The sequence below is a fragment of the Streptomyces sp. NPDC043952 genome (assembly GCF_056435325.1).
Window position 1 is genome coordinate 88,132 of sequence record NZ_JBWKES010000015.1, and the last position, 14,882, is coordinate 103,013.

At 74.3% G+C, this 14,882-nt stretch carries 15 protein-coding genes; 4 read left to right on the forward strand and 11 right to left on the reverse strand.

All coding sequences use genetic code 11. The features are described from left to right. The first annotated feature begins 841 nt into the window (after nucleotides 1–841). From AC069R_RS19045 to AC069R_RS19060, 4 genes are all read left to right on the forward strand, one after another. Nucleotides 842–2,062 carry an ADP-ribosylglycohydrolase family protein gene (locus tag AC069R_RS19045; RefSeq protein ID WP_478767982.1) on the forward strand — a complete coding sequence of 407 codons (1,221 nt, stop codon included), beginning with the start codon at nucleotides 842–844 and terminating at the stop codon, nucleotides 2,060–2,062. Next, the gene (locus AC069R_RS19050) at nucleotides 2,050–3,411 is read left to right on the forward strand and encodes an ADP-ribosylglycohydrolase family protein (protein WP_478767984.1); all 1,362 of its coding nucleotides are present in this window, start codon (nucleotides 2,050–2,052) and stop codon (nucleotides 3,409–3,411) included. The genes AC069R_RS19045 and AC069R_RS19050 overlap by 13 nt, the downstream gene beginning before the upstream one ends. Then, nucleotides 3,408–4,304 (forward strand): ribokinase, encoded by an 897-nt coding sequence (gene rbsK / locus AC069R_RS19055; protein WP_478767986.1) that lies wholly within the window; start codon nucleotides 3,408–3,410, stop codon nucleotides 4,302–4,304. The genes AC069R_RS19050 and rbsK overlap by 4 nt, the downstream gene beginning before the upstream one ends. Nucleotides 4,305–4,477: 173 nt before the next feature. Next, a complete protein-coding gene (locus tag AC069R_RS19060; RefSeq protein ID WP_478768077.1) occupies nucleotides 4,478–5,653 on the forward strand; it encodes a CaiB/BaiF CoA transferase family protein in 1,176 nt (391 codons plus the stop codon). A 79-nt stretch (nucleotides 5,654–5,732) separates the two neighbouring features. Here the strand turns inward: AC069R_RS19060 and lgt are convergent, their stop codons facing one another. The 11 genes from lgt to hisI form a co-directional block, all read right to left on the reverse strand. Further along, nucleotides 5,733–6,740: a prolipoprotein diacylglyceryl transferase gene (gene lgt, locus AC069R_RS19065; RefSeq protein WP_478767987.1), complete on the reverse strand. Its 1,008-nt coding sequence runs from the start codon at nucleotides 6,738–6,740 to the stop codon at nucleotides 5,733–5,735. A gap of 97 nt (nucleotides 6,741–6,837) precedes the next feature. Next, nucleotides 6,838–7,614, reverse strand: a complete 777-nt coding sequence (locus AC069R_RS19070) for a DsbA family protein (RefSeq protein WP_478767989.1) — start codon at nucleotides 7,612–7,614, stop codon at nucleotides 6,838–6,840. Between the two features lie 147 nt (nucleotides 7,615–7,761). After that, nucleotides 7,762–8,580 (reverse strand): tryptophan synthase subunit alpha, encoded by an 819-nt coding sequence (trpA, locus tag AC069R_RS19075; RefSeq protein WP_397986447.1) that lies wholly within the window; start codon nucleotides 8,578–8,580, stop codon nucleotides 7,762–7,764. Next, nucleotides 8,577–9,860, reverse strand: a complete 1,284-nt coding sequence (trpB, locus tag AC069R_RS19080) for a tryptophan synthase subunit beta (RefSeq protein WP_478767991.1) — start codon at nucleotides 9,858–9,860, stop codon at nucleotides 8,577–8,579. Before trpB ends, trpA begins: the two co-directional genes overlap by 4 nt. Nucleotides 9,861–9,924: 64 nt before the next feature. Continuing rightward, the gene (trpM, locus tag AC069R_RS19085) at nucleotides 9,925–10,134 is read right to left on the reverse strand and encodes a tryptophan biosynthesis modulator TrpM (protein ID WP_478767992.1); all 210 of its coding nucleotides are present in this window, start codon (nucleotides 10,132–10,134) and stop codon (nucleotides 9,925–9,927) included. A 21-nt stretch (nucleotides 10,135–10,155) separates the two neighbouring features. After that, complete coding sequence (gene trpC / locus AC069R_RS19090) at nucleotides 10,156–10,965, reverse strand: indole-3-glycerol phosphate synthase TrpC (protein WP_397986444.1); 810 nt, start codon at nucleotides 10,963–10,965, stop codon at nucleotides 10,156–10,158. 145 nt (nucleotides 10,966–11,110) lie between these two features. Further along, nucleotides 11,111–11,665 (reverse strand): DUF2752 domain-containing protein, encoded by a 555-nt coding sequence (locus tag AC069R_RS19095; protein WP_478767995.1) that lies wholly within the window; start codon nucleotides 11,663–11,665, stop codon nucleotides 11,111–11,113. Nucleotides 11,666–11,850: 185 nt separating this feature from the next. After that, nucleotides 11,851–12,114, reverse strand: a complete 264-nt coding sequence (locus tag AC069R_RS19100) for an HGxxPAAW family protein (RefSeq protein ID WP_478767996.1) — start codon at nucleotides 12,112–12,114, stop codon at nucleotides 11,851–11,853. A 169-nt stretch (nucleotides 12,115–12,283) separates the two neighbouring features. After that, nucleotides 12,284–12,922, reverse strand: coding sequence for a TIGR02234 family membrane protein (locus AC069R_RS19105; protein ID WP_478767997.1), 639 nt, complete (start codon nucleotides 12,920–12,922; stop codon nucleotides 12,284–12,286). 66 nt (nucleotides 12,923–12,988) lie between these two features. Next, complete coding sequence (locus tag AC069R_RS19110; protein WP_478767999.1) at nucleotides 12,989–14,467, reverse strand: anthranilate synthase component I; 1,479 nt, start codon at nucleotides 14,465–14,467, stop codon at nucleotides 12,989–12,991. Between the two features lie 11 nt (nucleotides 14,468–14,478). Further along, complete coding sequence (gene hisI, locus AC069R_RS19115; RefSeq protein ID WP_478768000.1) at nucleotides 14,479–14,877, reverse strand: phosphoribosyl-AMP cyclohydrolase; 399 nt, start codon at nucleotides 14,875–14,877, stop codon at nucleotides 14,479–14,481. Nucleotides 14,878–14,882 lie beyond the last annotated feature (5 nt).

Here is a 14,882-nt window from a genome sequence, read left to right on the forward strand (position 1 = left end):
TCCCCGATTTAGCTTAGCCAAAGCTAACTTTGGACGCGTTCTACTTTTCGACACCACAGAATCTACGTCGTTCCCGATCGCGCCGCCAGCAAGGAAAGGCTCGGCTAACCTGCGGCTTTACGCTTCCTTCGCTTCCGTGCGGCCGGCCGATCAGCTTGCCGGAGGACCGCGGGCTCGGCGCTCCCGCCGAAGGGGACGCCGATGGCACAGGCGGGGGCGCACTGCTCCGGGCCGGCCGCTGCTCCCCGAGTCCCGACGCCGACGGTGCCCTCGGCGACCTCCGCCGTGACCGTCGTACGCGTGCCGCATCGGCCTCGCCCCGTCCGCCCTCGCCTGCGCGGTCGCCGCCGCCCCGGACCGCGTGCGGAGAGCGGGTCCGCCGTCATGCCGCTGCATGCCCGCATCCCCGTCCGGGCGGGACCCGGCAACCTCGCCCCCCGTCCGCACCCGCCCGCCGGCGGCCACGGCAAGCCGCACCGCTTCGACGCCGCCCTGCGCGCGCCTGCGCCCCCGCCGCGGCCCGCCCCGGCGACCCCGAAGGCGCCGCCGCGCCGGGGGAGTTCGACGCCCGCCACCCCCAGGACGGCGACGGGGCGCACGGCCCCCGCGCCATGGCGGCGGCCGTCTCCCCCACCCTCACCGGCGCGGACGGCGTGCCCGCCATCGCCCTCGAACCACCCCTCGAACCCCAGATCGTGGAGCACGGCTACGGCTACGGCGCCGCCGAGGCCGTGCCCGCCGCCCGGCCGCGCCCTGTCCCGCCTGACCGGCGTCCACCCGGTGGAACTCGCCGGACTCCTGGAAGCCAGGCAACCGGCCCGGCCGGGAGGATGATTCGGGCATGACGCCCAAGCAACCCAAAGGCACCGGACAGCCCGATCTGGACGAACGGATCACCGGCGCTCTGGTCGGCGCGGCCGTCGGCGACGCCCTCGGCGGGCCGGTCGAGGGCTACTCCCCCGACCAGATCACCGAGCGCCACGGCGGCCCCGTGCACGGCATCGTCGGCCCCTGGCACGGCGACGCCCGGCGCACCGCCCGCCCGCCCGCGCCGTACCACAGGGGCGACGGCCACGTCGGCGACGGCACCCTGCCGGCCCACGCCCTGGTCCGGGTCTACGACCGCGTCCGCGACCACCTCGACGCCTACGCGCTCGCCGAGCACCTGGTGCCGGACCTGATGGCCAGCCCCCGCCGGGTCCCCGAGCCGGAGACGGAGGCGCTGCCGCCGCGCCGCCACTCCCTCGCCGAGAAGTGGCTGGTGGCCCGGCTCGCCCACGGCCACGCGGACCCGCGGGAGGCGGGCGCCGGCACCCTCGCCGACCGCGGCGCGGCGATGTACATGGCCCCCGTCGGCCTGGTCAACGCGGCCGACCCGCGCGCCACGGGCGCCGAGGCGCCGGACATCGCCGGCGCCCACCAGTCGTCGTACGGCCGGGAGGCGGCCGGTGTCCTCGCCGCGGCCGTCGCCGCCGCCACCGCGCCGGACGCGACGCCGGACTCGGTGGTGACCGCCTGCCTCACCCTGGCCGAGGACGGCACCCGCGAGGCGATCGAGAAGGTCTGCGAAGTGGCGTACGGCTACAGCGACTTCGTATCGGCGCTCGGTCCGCTGCGGGCGGCGGTCGAGCCGTACGACACAGCCGGCCCGGACCACCGGTCCCCCTCGCTCGGCGCCGGCCGCCCCTCGCGGCCGCACTCCATCGAGGAACTGCCCATCGCACTGGGCATGTTGATGGTCTCGGGCGGTGACTACCGGCACGCGGTGCTCGGTTCGGTCGACTACGGGCGGGGCCGCGGCTCGATCGCCGCCGTGGCCGGTGCCCTCGCGGGCGCGCTCGGCTCGCCGGTGCCGCAGGAGTGGGCGAAGACGGTCGCGGAGACGAGCCGCCTGGACCTGTGGCAGCCGGCCCGCATCCTCGCCCAGGTCGCCCGCGAGGTCTTCGCCCTCGACCGCGCCCGGCACCGCGCCCGTGGCCTGGCCTTCGCCGCGCTGGACGGCGCGCCGGACATGAGCGACGCGTCCCGCTCCGACCGGGGAGGCGCGCCGTGCTGCGCCTGACCTGGGTACAGCCCGAGGACCTGCTCGGCCACGAGCTGCGCCAGGCCCGGCTCGACGGCCGTGAGCCGTCCCGGATCGAGGAGCGCTGGCGCGCGGCGGGCGGCCCGGACGCACCGGAGCGCGCGGGCGCCTCCGCGCACCGCGTCTCCCGCTATCTGCGGCTGCTCGCCGAGGATCTGCTGGACGAACTCGCCGATCTGCCCAGCCGGTTGGCCGACGACGAGCCGACCGAGCTGTCCGCGATCCGGGCCGCCTGCCCCGACTGGCCCACCGCGCGGCTCGCCGGCACGCCGGGACCGCTCGCGTACGAGGCGTCCTGGCTGGGCCGGGCCATCGGCTGTCTGCTGGGCAGGCCGGTCCGAAAGCTCCCCCTGGAGGCGGTACGCGCCCTCGGCCGGGCGGCCGGGAACTGGCCGCTCTCCGGCTACTTCACCGCACGGGGCGTGCCCGCGGAACTGCTCGACGCGTACCCGTGGGACCGCCGCTCGGCCGCCACCTCGCTCGCCGAGAACATCGACGGCATGCCCGCGGCCGGCGACCTCGACTACCCGTTGCTCGGCCTGCTGCTGCTCCAGCGGCACGGAAAGGGCTTCGGCACCACGGACGTCGCCCGGCTGTGGCTGGAGGAACTGCCGCCCGGCCGGACCTCCACCGCCGAACGCCTCGCCCACCGCAACCTCCTCACCGGCGTGGAACCCCCGCACACCGCCCGGTACCGCAACCCCTTCCGGGAGTGGACCGGCGCCCTGGTCCGCGCCGACGTCCACGGCTGGACCAATCCGGGCGATCCCGCCGCCGCGGCCGAACAGGCGTACCGCGACGCGGTGTTGACCCACACGGCCAACGGCGTCTACGCGGCCATGTTCACCGCCGCCACCCTCGCCGCGGCCGCCACCGGCGACCATGACGTGCACACCTGCCTGCGGGTGGGCCGCTCGGTCGTCCCGCACCGCTCCCGGCTGGCCCGAGCCGTCGACCACGCCGTCCAACTGGCCGCGTCGCAGCAGGACTTCGACACCGTGGTGGACGAACTCCACGCCCGCTACTTCCCCGCCCACCACGGGATGCACACCCTGCCCAACACCGCCGTGCTGGCCGCCGCGCTCACCCACGCCGACGGCGACTTCACCGGCTCGGTCCGGCGGGCGGTGGCGGGCGGCCTGGTCACCGGCTCGGCCGGCGCGAGCGCGGGCAGCGTCGCCGGGCTCCTCGCGGGCTCCCCCGGCGCGCTCCCCGAGCACTGGCGGGCCCCGCTGAAGAACCGGCTCGCGACCGCCGTCGCCGACTTCGACGGCACCGGCTTCGACACCCTCGCCCACCTCACCCACCTGGAGGCGAACCGCCCATGACCCATATCGCCGTCCTCGGCAGCACCAACATGGACCTCGTCACCTTCGTCGCCAGGGCCCCGCGGCGCGGCGAGACCGTGACCGGCCGGGAGTTCCGCACGATCCCCGGCGGCAAGGGCGCCAATCAGGCGATCGCCGCCGCGCGGGCCGGGGCCACCGTCTCGATGATCGGCGCGGTGGGCAACGACGCGGCCGGGGCCCGGCTGCGGGAGACCCTCGAACACTCCGGCGTGGACACCGACTTCCTGCGCACGGTCGAGGGTCCCTCCGGCACCGCGCACATCGTGGTGGACGACGAGGGCGGCAACTCCATCGTCGTCATTCCGGGCGCCAACGGCACCGTCGACCACCTCTCGCCGGGCGACGAGGGGCTGATCGCCACCGCCGACACCCTGCTGCTCCAGCTGGAGATCCCGCTGGCCGCGGTGGTCGCGGGCGCGGCGGCCGCCCACCGGCACGGGGTGCGGACGATCCTCACCCCCTCCCCCGTCCAGCCGCTGCCGCCCGAACTCCTCGCCACCACCGACCTGTTGGTGCCCAACCAGTACGAGGCGATCACCCTCACCGGCCGCACCGACCCGCGCGAGGCCGCCACCGCGCTGCTGGACCTGGTGCCGCGCGCGGTGGTCACCCTGGGCGCGACCGGCTGTCTGTACGTCTCGCGGGACGCCCCCGAGCCGCTGGTGGTGCCCGCACCGCGGGTCGAGGCCGTGGACAGCACGGGCGCGGGCGACACCTTCACCGGGGCGCTCGCGGTGGCCCTCGCCGAGGAGAAACCCGTACGGGAGGCCCTGTCCTGGGCAGCCGCCGCGGCATCCCTCTCGGTCGAGCGGGCCGGGGCGTCGGCGTCGATGCCGTACCGCCCGGAGATCGACACCCGGTTCACCGCATGAGCGGGGGGACGGGGGGAGGGGCACGCGAGGGCACGGGCGGAGGGGCCGGCGGGGGTACGAGTGGTGGGGCGCGCGGGGGCACGGGCGCAGGGGCCGGCGGGGGTACGAGTGGTGGGGCACACGAGGGCACGGACGCAGGGGCGTGCGGGGGTACGGCGGCGCGTGTCGCGGCGCTGGAGGGGCTGCGGGTGCTGGACCTGGCGACCCTCTTCGCCGGGCCCATGGCCGCCACGCTGCTCGGCGACTTCGGCGCCGAGGTGATCAAGGTCGAGCATCCGGGGCGCCCCGACCCCTGCCGGGGGCACGGTCCGGCGAAGGACGGGATCGGCCTGTGGTGGAAGGTGCTCGGCCGCAACAAGCGGGCGATCACCCTGGACCTGTCCCGGCCGGGCGGTCGCGCGATCCTGCTGCGGCTCGCCGCCACCGCCGACGTCGTGATCGAGAACTTCCGCCCCGGCACGCTGGAGAAGTGGGACCTGGGCTGGGCGGAGCTGTCCACGGCCAACCCGCGCCTCGTGCTCGCGCGGGTCACCGCGTTCGGGCAGTTCGGGCCGTACGCCCACCGGCCCGGATTCGGCACCCTCGCCGAGGCGCTGAGCGGTTTCGCCGCGCTCACCGGGGAGCCGGACGGACCGCCGACGCTGCCGCCCTTCGGGCTCGCCGACTCCATCGCGGGCCTCACCACCGCCTACGCCGTGCTCACGGCGCTGGCCGCGCGGGACCGCACCGGCACCGGCCAGGTCGTGGACATGGCGATCATCGAGCCGATCCTGTCGGTGCTCGGCCCGCACCCCACCTGGTACGACCAGCTCGGCTACGTCCAGGAACGCACCGGCAACCGGTCCGCGAACAACGCCCCGCGCAACACGTACCGCACCGCCGACGGCACCTGGGTGGCCGTCTCCACGTCCGCGCAGTCGGTGGCGGAGCGGGTGATGCGGCTGGTGGGGCGGCCGGACCTGATCGAGGAGCCCTGGTTCGCGACGGGCACGCAGCGGGCGGCGCACGCGGAGGTGCTGGACGCGGCGGTCGGCTCCTGGGTCGCCGCCCGCACCCGTACGGAGGTTCTCGCGGCGTTCGAGAAGGCGGAGGCGGCGGTGGCGCCGGTGCAGGATGTGCGGGACGTGTTCGAGGACCCCCAGTACCAGGCGCTGAACACGGTGACGACCGTGCCGGACCCGGAGCTGGGCCCGCTGCGCCTCCAGAACGTGCTGTTCCGGCTGTCCGCCACGCCCGGCGCGATCCGCTGGACGGGGCGGCCGCACGGCGCGGACACCGACGCGGTCCTCACCGAGCTGGGCCTCGCCCCGGCCGACATCGCCGCCCTGCGCGCGGAGGGCGCCCTGTGACCCCGGAGGCCTGCCGGTCACACGCGCGAGGGGCGCCCGGAGGTCTCCGGGCGCCCCTCGGCATCGTATGAACCGTTCGTCAGGTCTTCTTCGTCGCCGACTCGGCTTCCCCGGCGGCCGCCTTCGGCTCGTCCGCCGGCTCCGCAGCGCGCCTCTCGGCCTCGGCGTCCGGCTCCGCGCTCGCCGCCGAACCGCCGGTGGCACGCGACTCCGTGCCCTCGGCCGGACCGCCGGAGGCACGCGACTCGGAGTCCTCCGCCGGGCCGTCGGAGGCGAGCGGCTCCACGATCTCCTCGCGGCCCGGACGCAGGCGGGCCGAGAGGATCATGTAGGTGACCGCCAGCAGGAAGACGATCAGTGCCGTCCAGTCGTTGAGGCGGAGGCCGAGGATGTGGTGGGCGTCGTCCACCCGCATGTACTCGATCCAGCCGCGGCCCACGCAGTACGCCGCGACATACAGGGCGAACGCCCGGCCATGGCCCAGCGTGAAGCGGCGGTCGGCCCACATCACCAGGAAGGCGACGCCGATGCACCACAGGGACTCGTAGAGGAAGGTCGGGTGGTAGTAGCCCGGCACCCGGCCGCCCTCGGAGGACGTGATGTGCAGCGCCCAGGGCAGGTGGGTCTCCCTGCCGTACAACTCCTGGTTGAACCAGTTGCCCCAGCGCCCCATGGCCTGCGCGAGGGCGATACCGGGCGCCACCGCGTCGGCGTACGCGGGCATCGGGATGCCCCGGCGCCGCGCCCCGATCCACGCGCCCAGCGCCCCGAGCGCGATCGCGCCCCAGATGCCCAGGCCGCCCTGCCACACCTTGAACGCGTCCACCCAGTCACGGCCGGGGCTGAAGTACAGCTCGTAGTCCGTGATCACGTGGTAGAGCCGGCCGCCGACCAGGCCGAACGGGACGGCCCACACCGCGATGTCGGCGACCGTGCCGGACTGGCCGCCACGGGCGACCCAGCGCCGGTTGCCGAGCCAGACGGCGATGAAGACGCCGATGATGATGCAGAAGGCGTAGCCGCGCAGCGGAATGGGGCCGAGGTACAGCACCCCGCGGGACGGGCTGGGAATGTAGGCAAGTTCCATGGCAAGTCCGACGCTACCGTGCCGGGCCCCGGCGGCACCAAGCCGCCTGGCTACGGGTCCATAACAGGGACATGAGATTCGCCTGCCCGCGCCCCCCCTATCCCCGGTCCGCCGACTCCACCAGCTGCTTCAGCTTGGCCGGGGACATCGTCTGGTCCTGGTAGATGTTCTTGCCGCCGAGCAGCACCGTGGGCGTGCCGCTGAAGTTGCCGCTCTGGAACGCCTTCTGCGAGCGGTCCACCCAGCTGTCGTGCGTCCCCGCGTCCACGCACTTGCGGAACGCCGGGGTGTCCAGGCCGCCGACCTTGCCCGCCAGCGTGATCAGCTTGGCGTTGTCGGCGAAGGCGTCGTCGGTCTCCTTGGGCTGGTTCGAGTACAGCGTGTCGTGGTAGTCGCGGAACTTCCCGGCGTCCTGGGCGCAGGCCGCCGCGTTGGCCGCGCGCAGCGAGCCGGTGCCGCCGAGATTGCCGTCGATCAGCCGGACCAGGTGGTACTCGATGCGGAGCTTGCCCGCGTCGACCAGCTCATGGAGCGTGGGCCGGTACGCCGCCTCGAAGGCCTGGCAGGCGGGGCAGCGGAAGTCCTCCCAGATCGTGAGCGTCGACTTCGCGCCGTCCTTGCCGACCGGGATCGCGAGGCTGTCCTTGCCCTGCGCCCCGGAGGGCGCCACGACCGGGCCCGCGCTGCCGCTCGCCTTGTTCTTGCCCGCGTTCGCGGCGATCACGCCGATCACCGCCGCGAGGGCCAGCACGCAGGCGACGCTGGCGCCCACGATCAGCGCCCGCCGCCGCTTCTCCGCGGACTTCTGCTTCTCGCGCTCGACCGCCAGCCGCTGCCGGGCGGTCCGCTTTCCGTCACGGTTCTTCTCGCTCACACCCCCAGAACGAACCGGGGAGGCGCAGCGCGCCTCCCCGGCCCGAGGTCCACCCGTTCGAGTGACCGGAATGCCCGATACATGACGAACGGACCGCATCGGGACGACCGGTCGCACCCCTCGGTCACCATCGGCCGCGCCCCGTGGTCACGCCTGGCCGCGCACGCCCTTCGCCAGGTCCCCGGCCAGCTCGCGCACCGCCGCCAGGCCGGACGCGTGGTCCGGGGCGTCCAGCATCCGCTTGACGAAGGCGGAACCGACGATCACACCGTCGGCGAAGGTGGCGACCTCCGCGGCCTGGACCGCGTTGGAGACGCCGAGGCCGACGCAGACGGGCAGCTCGGGGCGGCTGACGCGGGTGCGCTGCACCAGGTCCTGGGCCTGTGCGCCGACGGACTCACGGGTGCCGGTGACGCCCATGAGCGAGGCGGCGTAGACGAAGCCGCTGCCCGCCGCGGTGATCTCGGCGAGCCGCGCGTCCTTGCTGCTCGGCGCCACCACGAAGACGGTGGCGAGGCCGTGCTTGTCGGCGTGCTCCCGCCACAGCGCCGACTCCTGCACTGGCAGGTCGGGCAGGATGCACCCCGCGCCGCCCGCCTCGGCCAGCTCGGCGGTGAACCGCTCGACGCCGTAGCGGTCGATGGGGTTCCAGTACGTCATCACGAGCACGGGCTTGCCGGTGGCCGCGTGCGCCTCGCGCACCGTGCGCATCACGTCCGCGATCTTGACGCCGCCGCGCAGGGCGATGTCGTCGGCGGTCTGGATGACCGGGCCGTCCAGCACCGGGTCGCTGTGCGGCAGGCCCACCTCGACCACGTCGGCGCCGCCGTCGAACACGTTCTTGATCGCCTCGATGCCGCCGTCCACGGTCGGGAACCCGGCCGGCAGGTAGGCGATCAGCGCGGCCCGGCCCTCGGCCCTGGCGGCGGCGAGGGTGTCCGTCAACAGCTGGATGTTCCCGCTCACTTGGCGTCCCCCTCGATCTCGGCGGTGGCGGCGGCGTCCGCGGCCACCTCGGCGTCGGTGTCGTACAGCCCGAAGTAGCGGGCCGCTGTGTCCATGTCCTTGTCGCCGCGACCGGAGAGGTTGACGACGATCAGCCCGTCGGGGCCCAGTTCCCTGCCGACGTCCAGGGCGCCCGCGAGGGCGTGGGCGCTCTCGATGGCCGGGATGATGCCCTCGGTGCGCGAGAGCAGGCGCAGGGCCTGCATGGCGGCGTCGTCGGTGACCGCGCGGTACTCGCCGCGGCCCGAGTCCTTGAGGTAGGCGTGCTCGGGCCCGATGCCGGGGTAGTCCAGCCCGGCCGAGATCGAGTACGGCTCGGTGATCTGGCCCTCCTCGTCCTGGAGGACGTAGGAGCGGGAGCCGTGCAGGATGCCGGGCTCGCCCGCGGTCAGGGTCGCCGCGTGCTCGCCGGTGCCGAGGCCGTGGCCGGCCGGCTCGCAGCCGATGAGGCGGACGCCGGCGTCGGGCACGAAGGCGTGGAAGAGGCCGATGGCGTTGGAGCCGCCGCCGACGCAGGCGACGGCCGCGTCGGGCAGGCGTCCGGCGCGCTCCAGGATCTGGCGGCGGGCCTCGACGCCGATGACCCGGTGGAAGTCGCGGACCATGGCCGGGAAGGGGTGGGGGCCCGCGACGGTGCCGAACAGGTAGTGGGTGCGGTCGACGTTGGCGACCCAGTCCCGGAACGCCTCGTTGATGGCGTCCTTGAGGGTGCGGCTGCCGGACTTCACGGCGACCACCTCCGCGCCGAGCATGCGCATCCGGGCCACGTTCAGGGCTTGGCGCTCGGTGTCGATCTCGCCCATGTAGATGGTGCAGTCGAGGCCGAACAGCGCGCAGGCGGTGGCGGTGGCGACGCCGTGCTGGCCCGCGCCGGTCTCGGCGATGACGCGGGTCTTGCCCATGCGCTTGGTGAGCAGCGCCTGGCCGAGCACGTTGTTGATCTTGTGCGAGCCGGTGTGGTTCAGGTCCTCGCGCTTGAGGAACACCCGTGCGCCACCGGCGTGTCCGGCGAACCGGGGCACCTCGGTGAGGGCCGAGGGGCGGCCGGTGTAGTTGACCATCAGGTCGTCGAGTTCACGGGCGAACTCGGGGTCCTGCTTGGCCTTGTCGTACTCGACGGCGACCTCGTCCACGGCGGCGACGAGGGCCTCCGGGATGAACTTGCCGCCGAACGCTCCGAAGTAGCCCTCGGAGCTGGGGACCTGGCCCTCCGGGTCGGGGAAGAAATAGTTGCTGGGCATGCCGGTACCTCACGGTGAGTGCGTGTGAAAAGACACTGTTCGCCGTGGGGCGGCGGGTCGGCTGTCAGCTGCCGGCCGTCGGTGGCCGGTCGCGCAGTTCCCCGCGCCCCTTGGGGGCGCGGTGCCATCGCATGCCGTTCACTTGCCCCGGTTCGTCGCCGATGACGTAGCGGACCCGGCGGCCGTGGACGCGGCGCGCGGGCGCGCGGCAGCCGCGGGGGCGGCAGCCGCGGGCGAGGCGCGCGTAGCGGTCCACGGTGGTCGTCGCAGTCATCGGGGGCAGCCTAGCGGGGGATCAGTCGCGGCCGTGCCGCAGCGCCGGGTGCTCGCCGGCGGCGACCATGTCGGAGACGGCGGTCCGCGGGTCGCGGCCGGTGACCAGGGACTCGCCCACCAGGACGGCGTCGGCGCCGGCGTTGGCGTAGGCGATCAGGTCGTGCGGGCCGCGCACGCCGGACTCGGCGACCTTGACGATGCCCTCGGGGATCTCCGGGGCGACCCGCTCGAAGGTGCCGCGGTCGACCTCCAGGGTCTTGAGGTTGCGCGCGTTGACACCGATGATCCGGGCACCCGCGGCCACGGCGCGCTCGGCCTCGTCCTCGTCGTGCACCTCGACCAGCGGGGTGAGGCCGATGGAGACGGCGCGCTCGATCAGGGACTCCAGGGCCGGCTGCTCCAGGGCGGCCACGATCAGCAGGGCGAGGTCGGCGCCGTACGCGCGGGCCTCCCACAGCTGGTACGAGGTGACGATGAAGTCCTTGCGCAGCACCGGGATGTCCACGCGGGCGCGGACGGCCTCCAGGTCGGCGAGGGAGCCGCCGAAGCGGCGCTGCTCGGTGAGGACGGAGATGACGGCGGCGCCGCCCGCCTCGTAGTCCGCGGCGAGTCCGGCCGGGTCGGCGATCGCGGCCAGCGCGCCCTTGGAGGGGCTGGAGCGCTTGACCTCGCAGATCACCTTGACGCCGTCGCCCTTGAGCGCGGCCACCCCGTCCTTGGCGGCGGGTGCTTTGGCCGCGCGCTCCTTGAGCTCGTCGAGGCTGACGCGTGCCTGCCGCTCCGCGAGGTCGGCACGGACTCCGTCGATGATCTCGTCGAGCACACTCACGCGAGCGGCCCCCTTTCAGACGGTTCGTTCCTTCGGGTTCCTTCAGGTGGTGGAAACCCGTGGTCACTCGATGGTATCCGGAGCAGGGCCGGGGCCCCGCATCCGGTGGACGCCGGTTTCACTCCTCGGACACCGGCGCCGCAGGTCAGGGGTGCAGCCAGGCGCCGAAGGGCAGGTTGCGGACCACGGTGAACACCAGCAGCAGGCCGCCGAGGACCCACAGCTGGGCATTGCCGAGGGCGAGCCGTGCGGGTAGGCCGCGCCATGCCCGTACGACCCAGACCACCCACAGCACCGCGAAGAGGAAGTAGCCGGCCACGGCGGGCGCGTTGTCGTGCAGCGCGGCCACCAGGTCCCCGTGCACGAACGCGTGCGCGCCGCGCAGCCCGCCGCAGCCGGGGCAGTACAGGCCGGTGAACCGGTAGAGGGGGCAGACCGGGTAGTGGCCCGGATGGTTCGGGTCGACGATCCCGACATAGGCGAAGGCACCGGCGACCGCCGCGAGCACACCGGCGGGGGTGGCGAGGCGCCGCCACAGGGGGGCGGCGACGGGGCCGGGCCAGGGGTGAGCTGGAACGCCGGGCCAGGGGCGGAGCGGGGTGGCCGGGGTGCCCGTGGTGGCCGGGTGGGGGTCGGTCCGGGCGGGGGCGGGGGGCGCGGCGGGCGGGGCCGGTCGGTTGGCGGCGGTCACGTCAGGCATTCTCGCCGACGCGTCGGCCGGGCGCGCGGGAGAGCCGGGCCCCTTCCCCCTGGAACGCTGTCCCGTGCCCCTGTGACGCTGTCCGTGCCCCTGTGACGCGTCCGTGCCCTGGGACGCGGAAGGGCGGTCCGGGTCCGTCAGGAACTCCGGGCCGCCCTCGGGGAGGAGGTGCCGTGCTCGGCGGCTCAGCTCTCCACCGCGACGGGCTCGCGCGCGGCGATGGGGGCACCGCCGACCATCTTGAGCGGCTTGGCGCTGGCGCCGAGACCCATGGCCTTCATGATGCCGCCGACGAGGGCGCCGCCGATGATGAGCGCCATGCCGACCCAGAAGCCGATGACGTTGGCCATCACCATGAAGGCGCCGGTGACCAGGAAGCCGATGAAGGAAATGATGACGCCGGTCCAGGCGGCCGGGGTGTGACCGTGGCCGTGGCTGCTGCCCGCCATGTCTGTGCTCCTCGTTGCTGTGTACGTGTCCCAGGAGAGCGACGTACGTGTCGTACGGCGCCGAGCCCGCCCGTCACTGTCCGAGCCGGACGCTCGCCGTCCATTGTCCCGTACGCGTATGCGCGCCGGACGCGGGGGTGGGCGTCTGGTTCGCCACATCCGCGCGGGGTCAGGCGCCGGTGGGGTCCTCGCCCCGGTCCAGGGCCTTCCAGATCTCCTCGGGCCGCTCCGGATCGACCGGCCTTGCCGTCTTGCGCGGGCGGTCGGTGCCGCGCTCGTAGCGTCCGGACATGGCGGGCCAGCCGCTGCCGAAGCGGAGCGCGAGCAGGCCCGCGAGCAGGATCAGCAGGCCGCCGACGGCCGCCACGTAGGGCCAGCCGGTGTGGCTCAGCGCCGCGACCGTGGCGGTGGTGTCGCCGCTGGCCTGGGCGGCCTTCTCGTCCAGCGCGCTGCTGTCGGAGGCGGAGAACAGGGCGGCGGCCATGATGCCCGCGCCGGACAGCGCGAGCAGAGCGGCGACGAGGAAGCGGCCGGCCCGGCGGACGGCGAAGACGGCGACGAGCGCGGCGAGGCCCACTATGGCGAGGGCCGCGGGCACGCCCGTGACCTCGCTGCCCTTCGCGGTGAGCGGGAACGCGCCGCCGGCCACCGACGCGGTGCCCTCCGCCCAGCGCTGCCGGCTGGCGAGCAGCGCCACGGCCGCGCCGAGCGCGCCGAACAGGAGGGCCATGGCGAGGCTCCGGCGGCCGGTCCGGGCGGGCGCGGCGGCTTCGGAACGGGGGTGAGGAACAGCAGTCACGTACTCCACTATCGCCTGAACCCCCGCCGAACCGTCATCCGGGGTTCCGTGAGACGCGGTTTCGCCAGACGCGTCCTACTGGCCGAGCCGGTTGGCGGTGTGCACCGCCCGCAGCACCGCCGCGGCCTTGTTGCGGCACTCCTGGTCCTCGGCGACCGGGTCGGAGTCGGCGACGATGCCCGCTCCGGCCTGCACGTAGGCCGTGCCGTCGCGCAGCAGGGCGGTGCGGATGGCGATCGCGGTGTCCGAGTCGCCGGCGAAGTCCAGGTAGCCGACGCAGCCGCCGTACAGCCCGCGCCGGGACGGTTCGAGTTCGTCGATGATCTGCATGGCGCGGGGCTTGGGGGCGCCGGAGAGGGTGCCGGCCGGGAAGCAGGCGGTGAGCACGTCGAAGGCGGTGCGGCCGCCGGCGACCCGCCCGGTCACGGTGGAGACGATGTGCATCACGTGCGAGTAGCGCTCGATGGACATGAAGTCGACCACCTCGACCGAGCCGGGCTCGCAGACCCGCCCGAGGTCGTTGCGCCCGAGGTCGACCAGCATGAGGTGTTCGGCGCGCTCCTTGGGGTCGGCGAGCAGCTCGTCGGCGAGCGCCTGGTCCTCCTGCGGGGTGGCGCCGCGGTGCCGGGTGCCGGCGATGGGGTGGACCATGGCCCGGCCGTCCTCGACCTTGACCAGCGCCTCGGGGGACGAGCCGACGACGTCGAATCCGTCGAAGCGGAACAGGTACATGTACGGCGACGGGTTGGTGGCCCGCAGCACCCGGTACACGTCCAGGGCACTGGCCGTGCACGGCGTCTCGAAGCGCTGGGAGGGGACGACCTGGAAGGCCTCGCCCGCGCGGATGCGCTCCTTGACGTCCTCCACGGCGCGCCGGAAGTCGGGGCCGCCCCACAGCGCGGTGTACTCGGGCAGCTCGGAGGGCGGCAGCACGGCGGGGGGCTGGGCCACCGCGCGGCTGAGGTCGGCCTCCATGGCGTCGAGGCGGGCCACCGCGTCGTGGTACGCCTCGTCCACGCCGGTGTCCAGGTCGTTGTGGTTGATCGCGTTGGCGATCAGCAGGACCGAGCCCTCCCAGTGGTCCATCACCGCGAGGTCGCTGGTCAGGAGCATGGTCAGCTCGGGCAGCTTCAGGTCGTCGCGCTCGCCGGGGCCGATCTTCTCCAGGCGGCGCACGATGTCGTAGCCGAGGTAGCCGACCATGCCGCCGGTGAAGGGGGGCAGGCCCTCGGTGTGCGGGGTGTGCAGGGCCTGGAGGGTGGCGCGCAGGGCCTTGAGGGGGTCGCCGTCGACGGGGACGCCGACGGGCGGGGTGCCGAGCCAGTGGGCCTGGCCGTCGCGGGCGGTGAGGGTGGCGGCGCTGCGGACGCCCACGAAGGAGTAGCGGGACCAGGAGCGGCCGTTCTCCGCGGACTCCAGCAGGAAGGTGCCGGGGCGTTCGCCGGCCAGCTTGCGGTAGAGGGCGACGGGGGTGTCGCCGTCGGCGAGGAGCTTGCGGGTGACGGGGATGACGCGCCGGTCGGCGGCGAGCTTGCGGAAGGTCTCCAGGTCCATGGCGGCGGGCCTCACTGGTCCGCGCCGGACGGCAGACCGGCGTCCTTGAGCAGTACGTCCTCGTCGAAGCAGGTGCGCGCGCCGGTGTGGCAGGCGGCGCCCTCCTGGTCGACCTGGACCAGCACGGTGTCGGCGTCGCAGTCCAGCGCGACCGACTTCACCCACTGGACGTGGCCCGAGGTGTCGCCCTTGACCCAGTACTCCTGGCGGCTGCGCGACCAGTAGGTGCAGCGGCCGGTGGTCAGGGTCCGGTGCAGCGCCTCGTCGTCCATCCAGCCGAGCATGAGCACCTCTTTGGTGTCGTGCTGCTGGGCGATGGCGGGCAGGAGGCCGTCGGCGCTGCGCTTGAGGCGGGCGGCGATCTCCGGGTCGAGGCTGCTGGGCCGGGGGGTTCCGGGCGTACTGGTCATGGGTG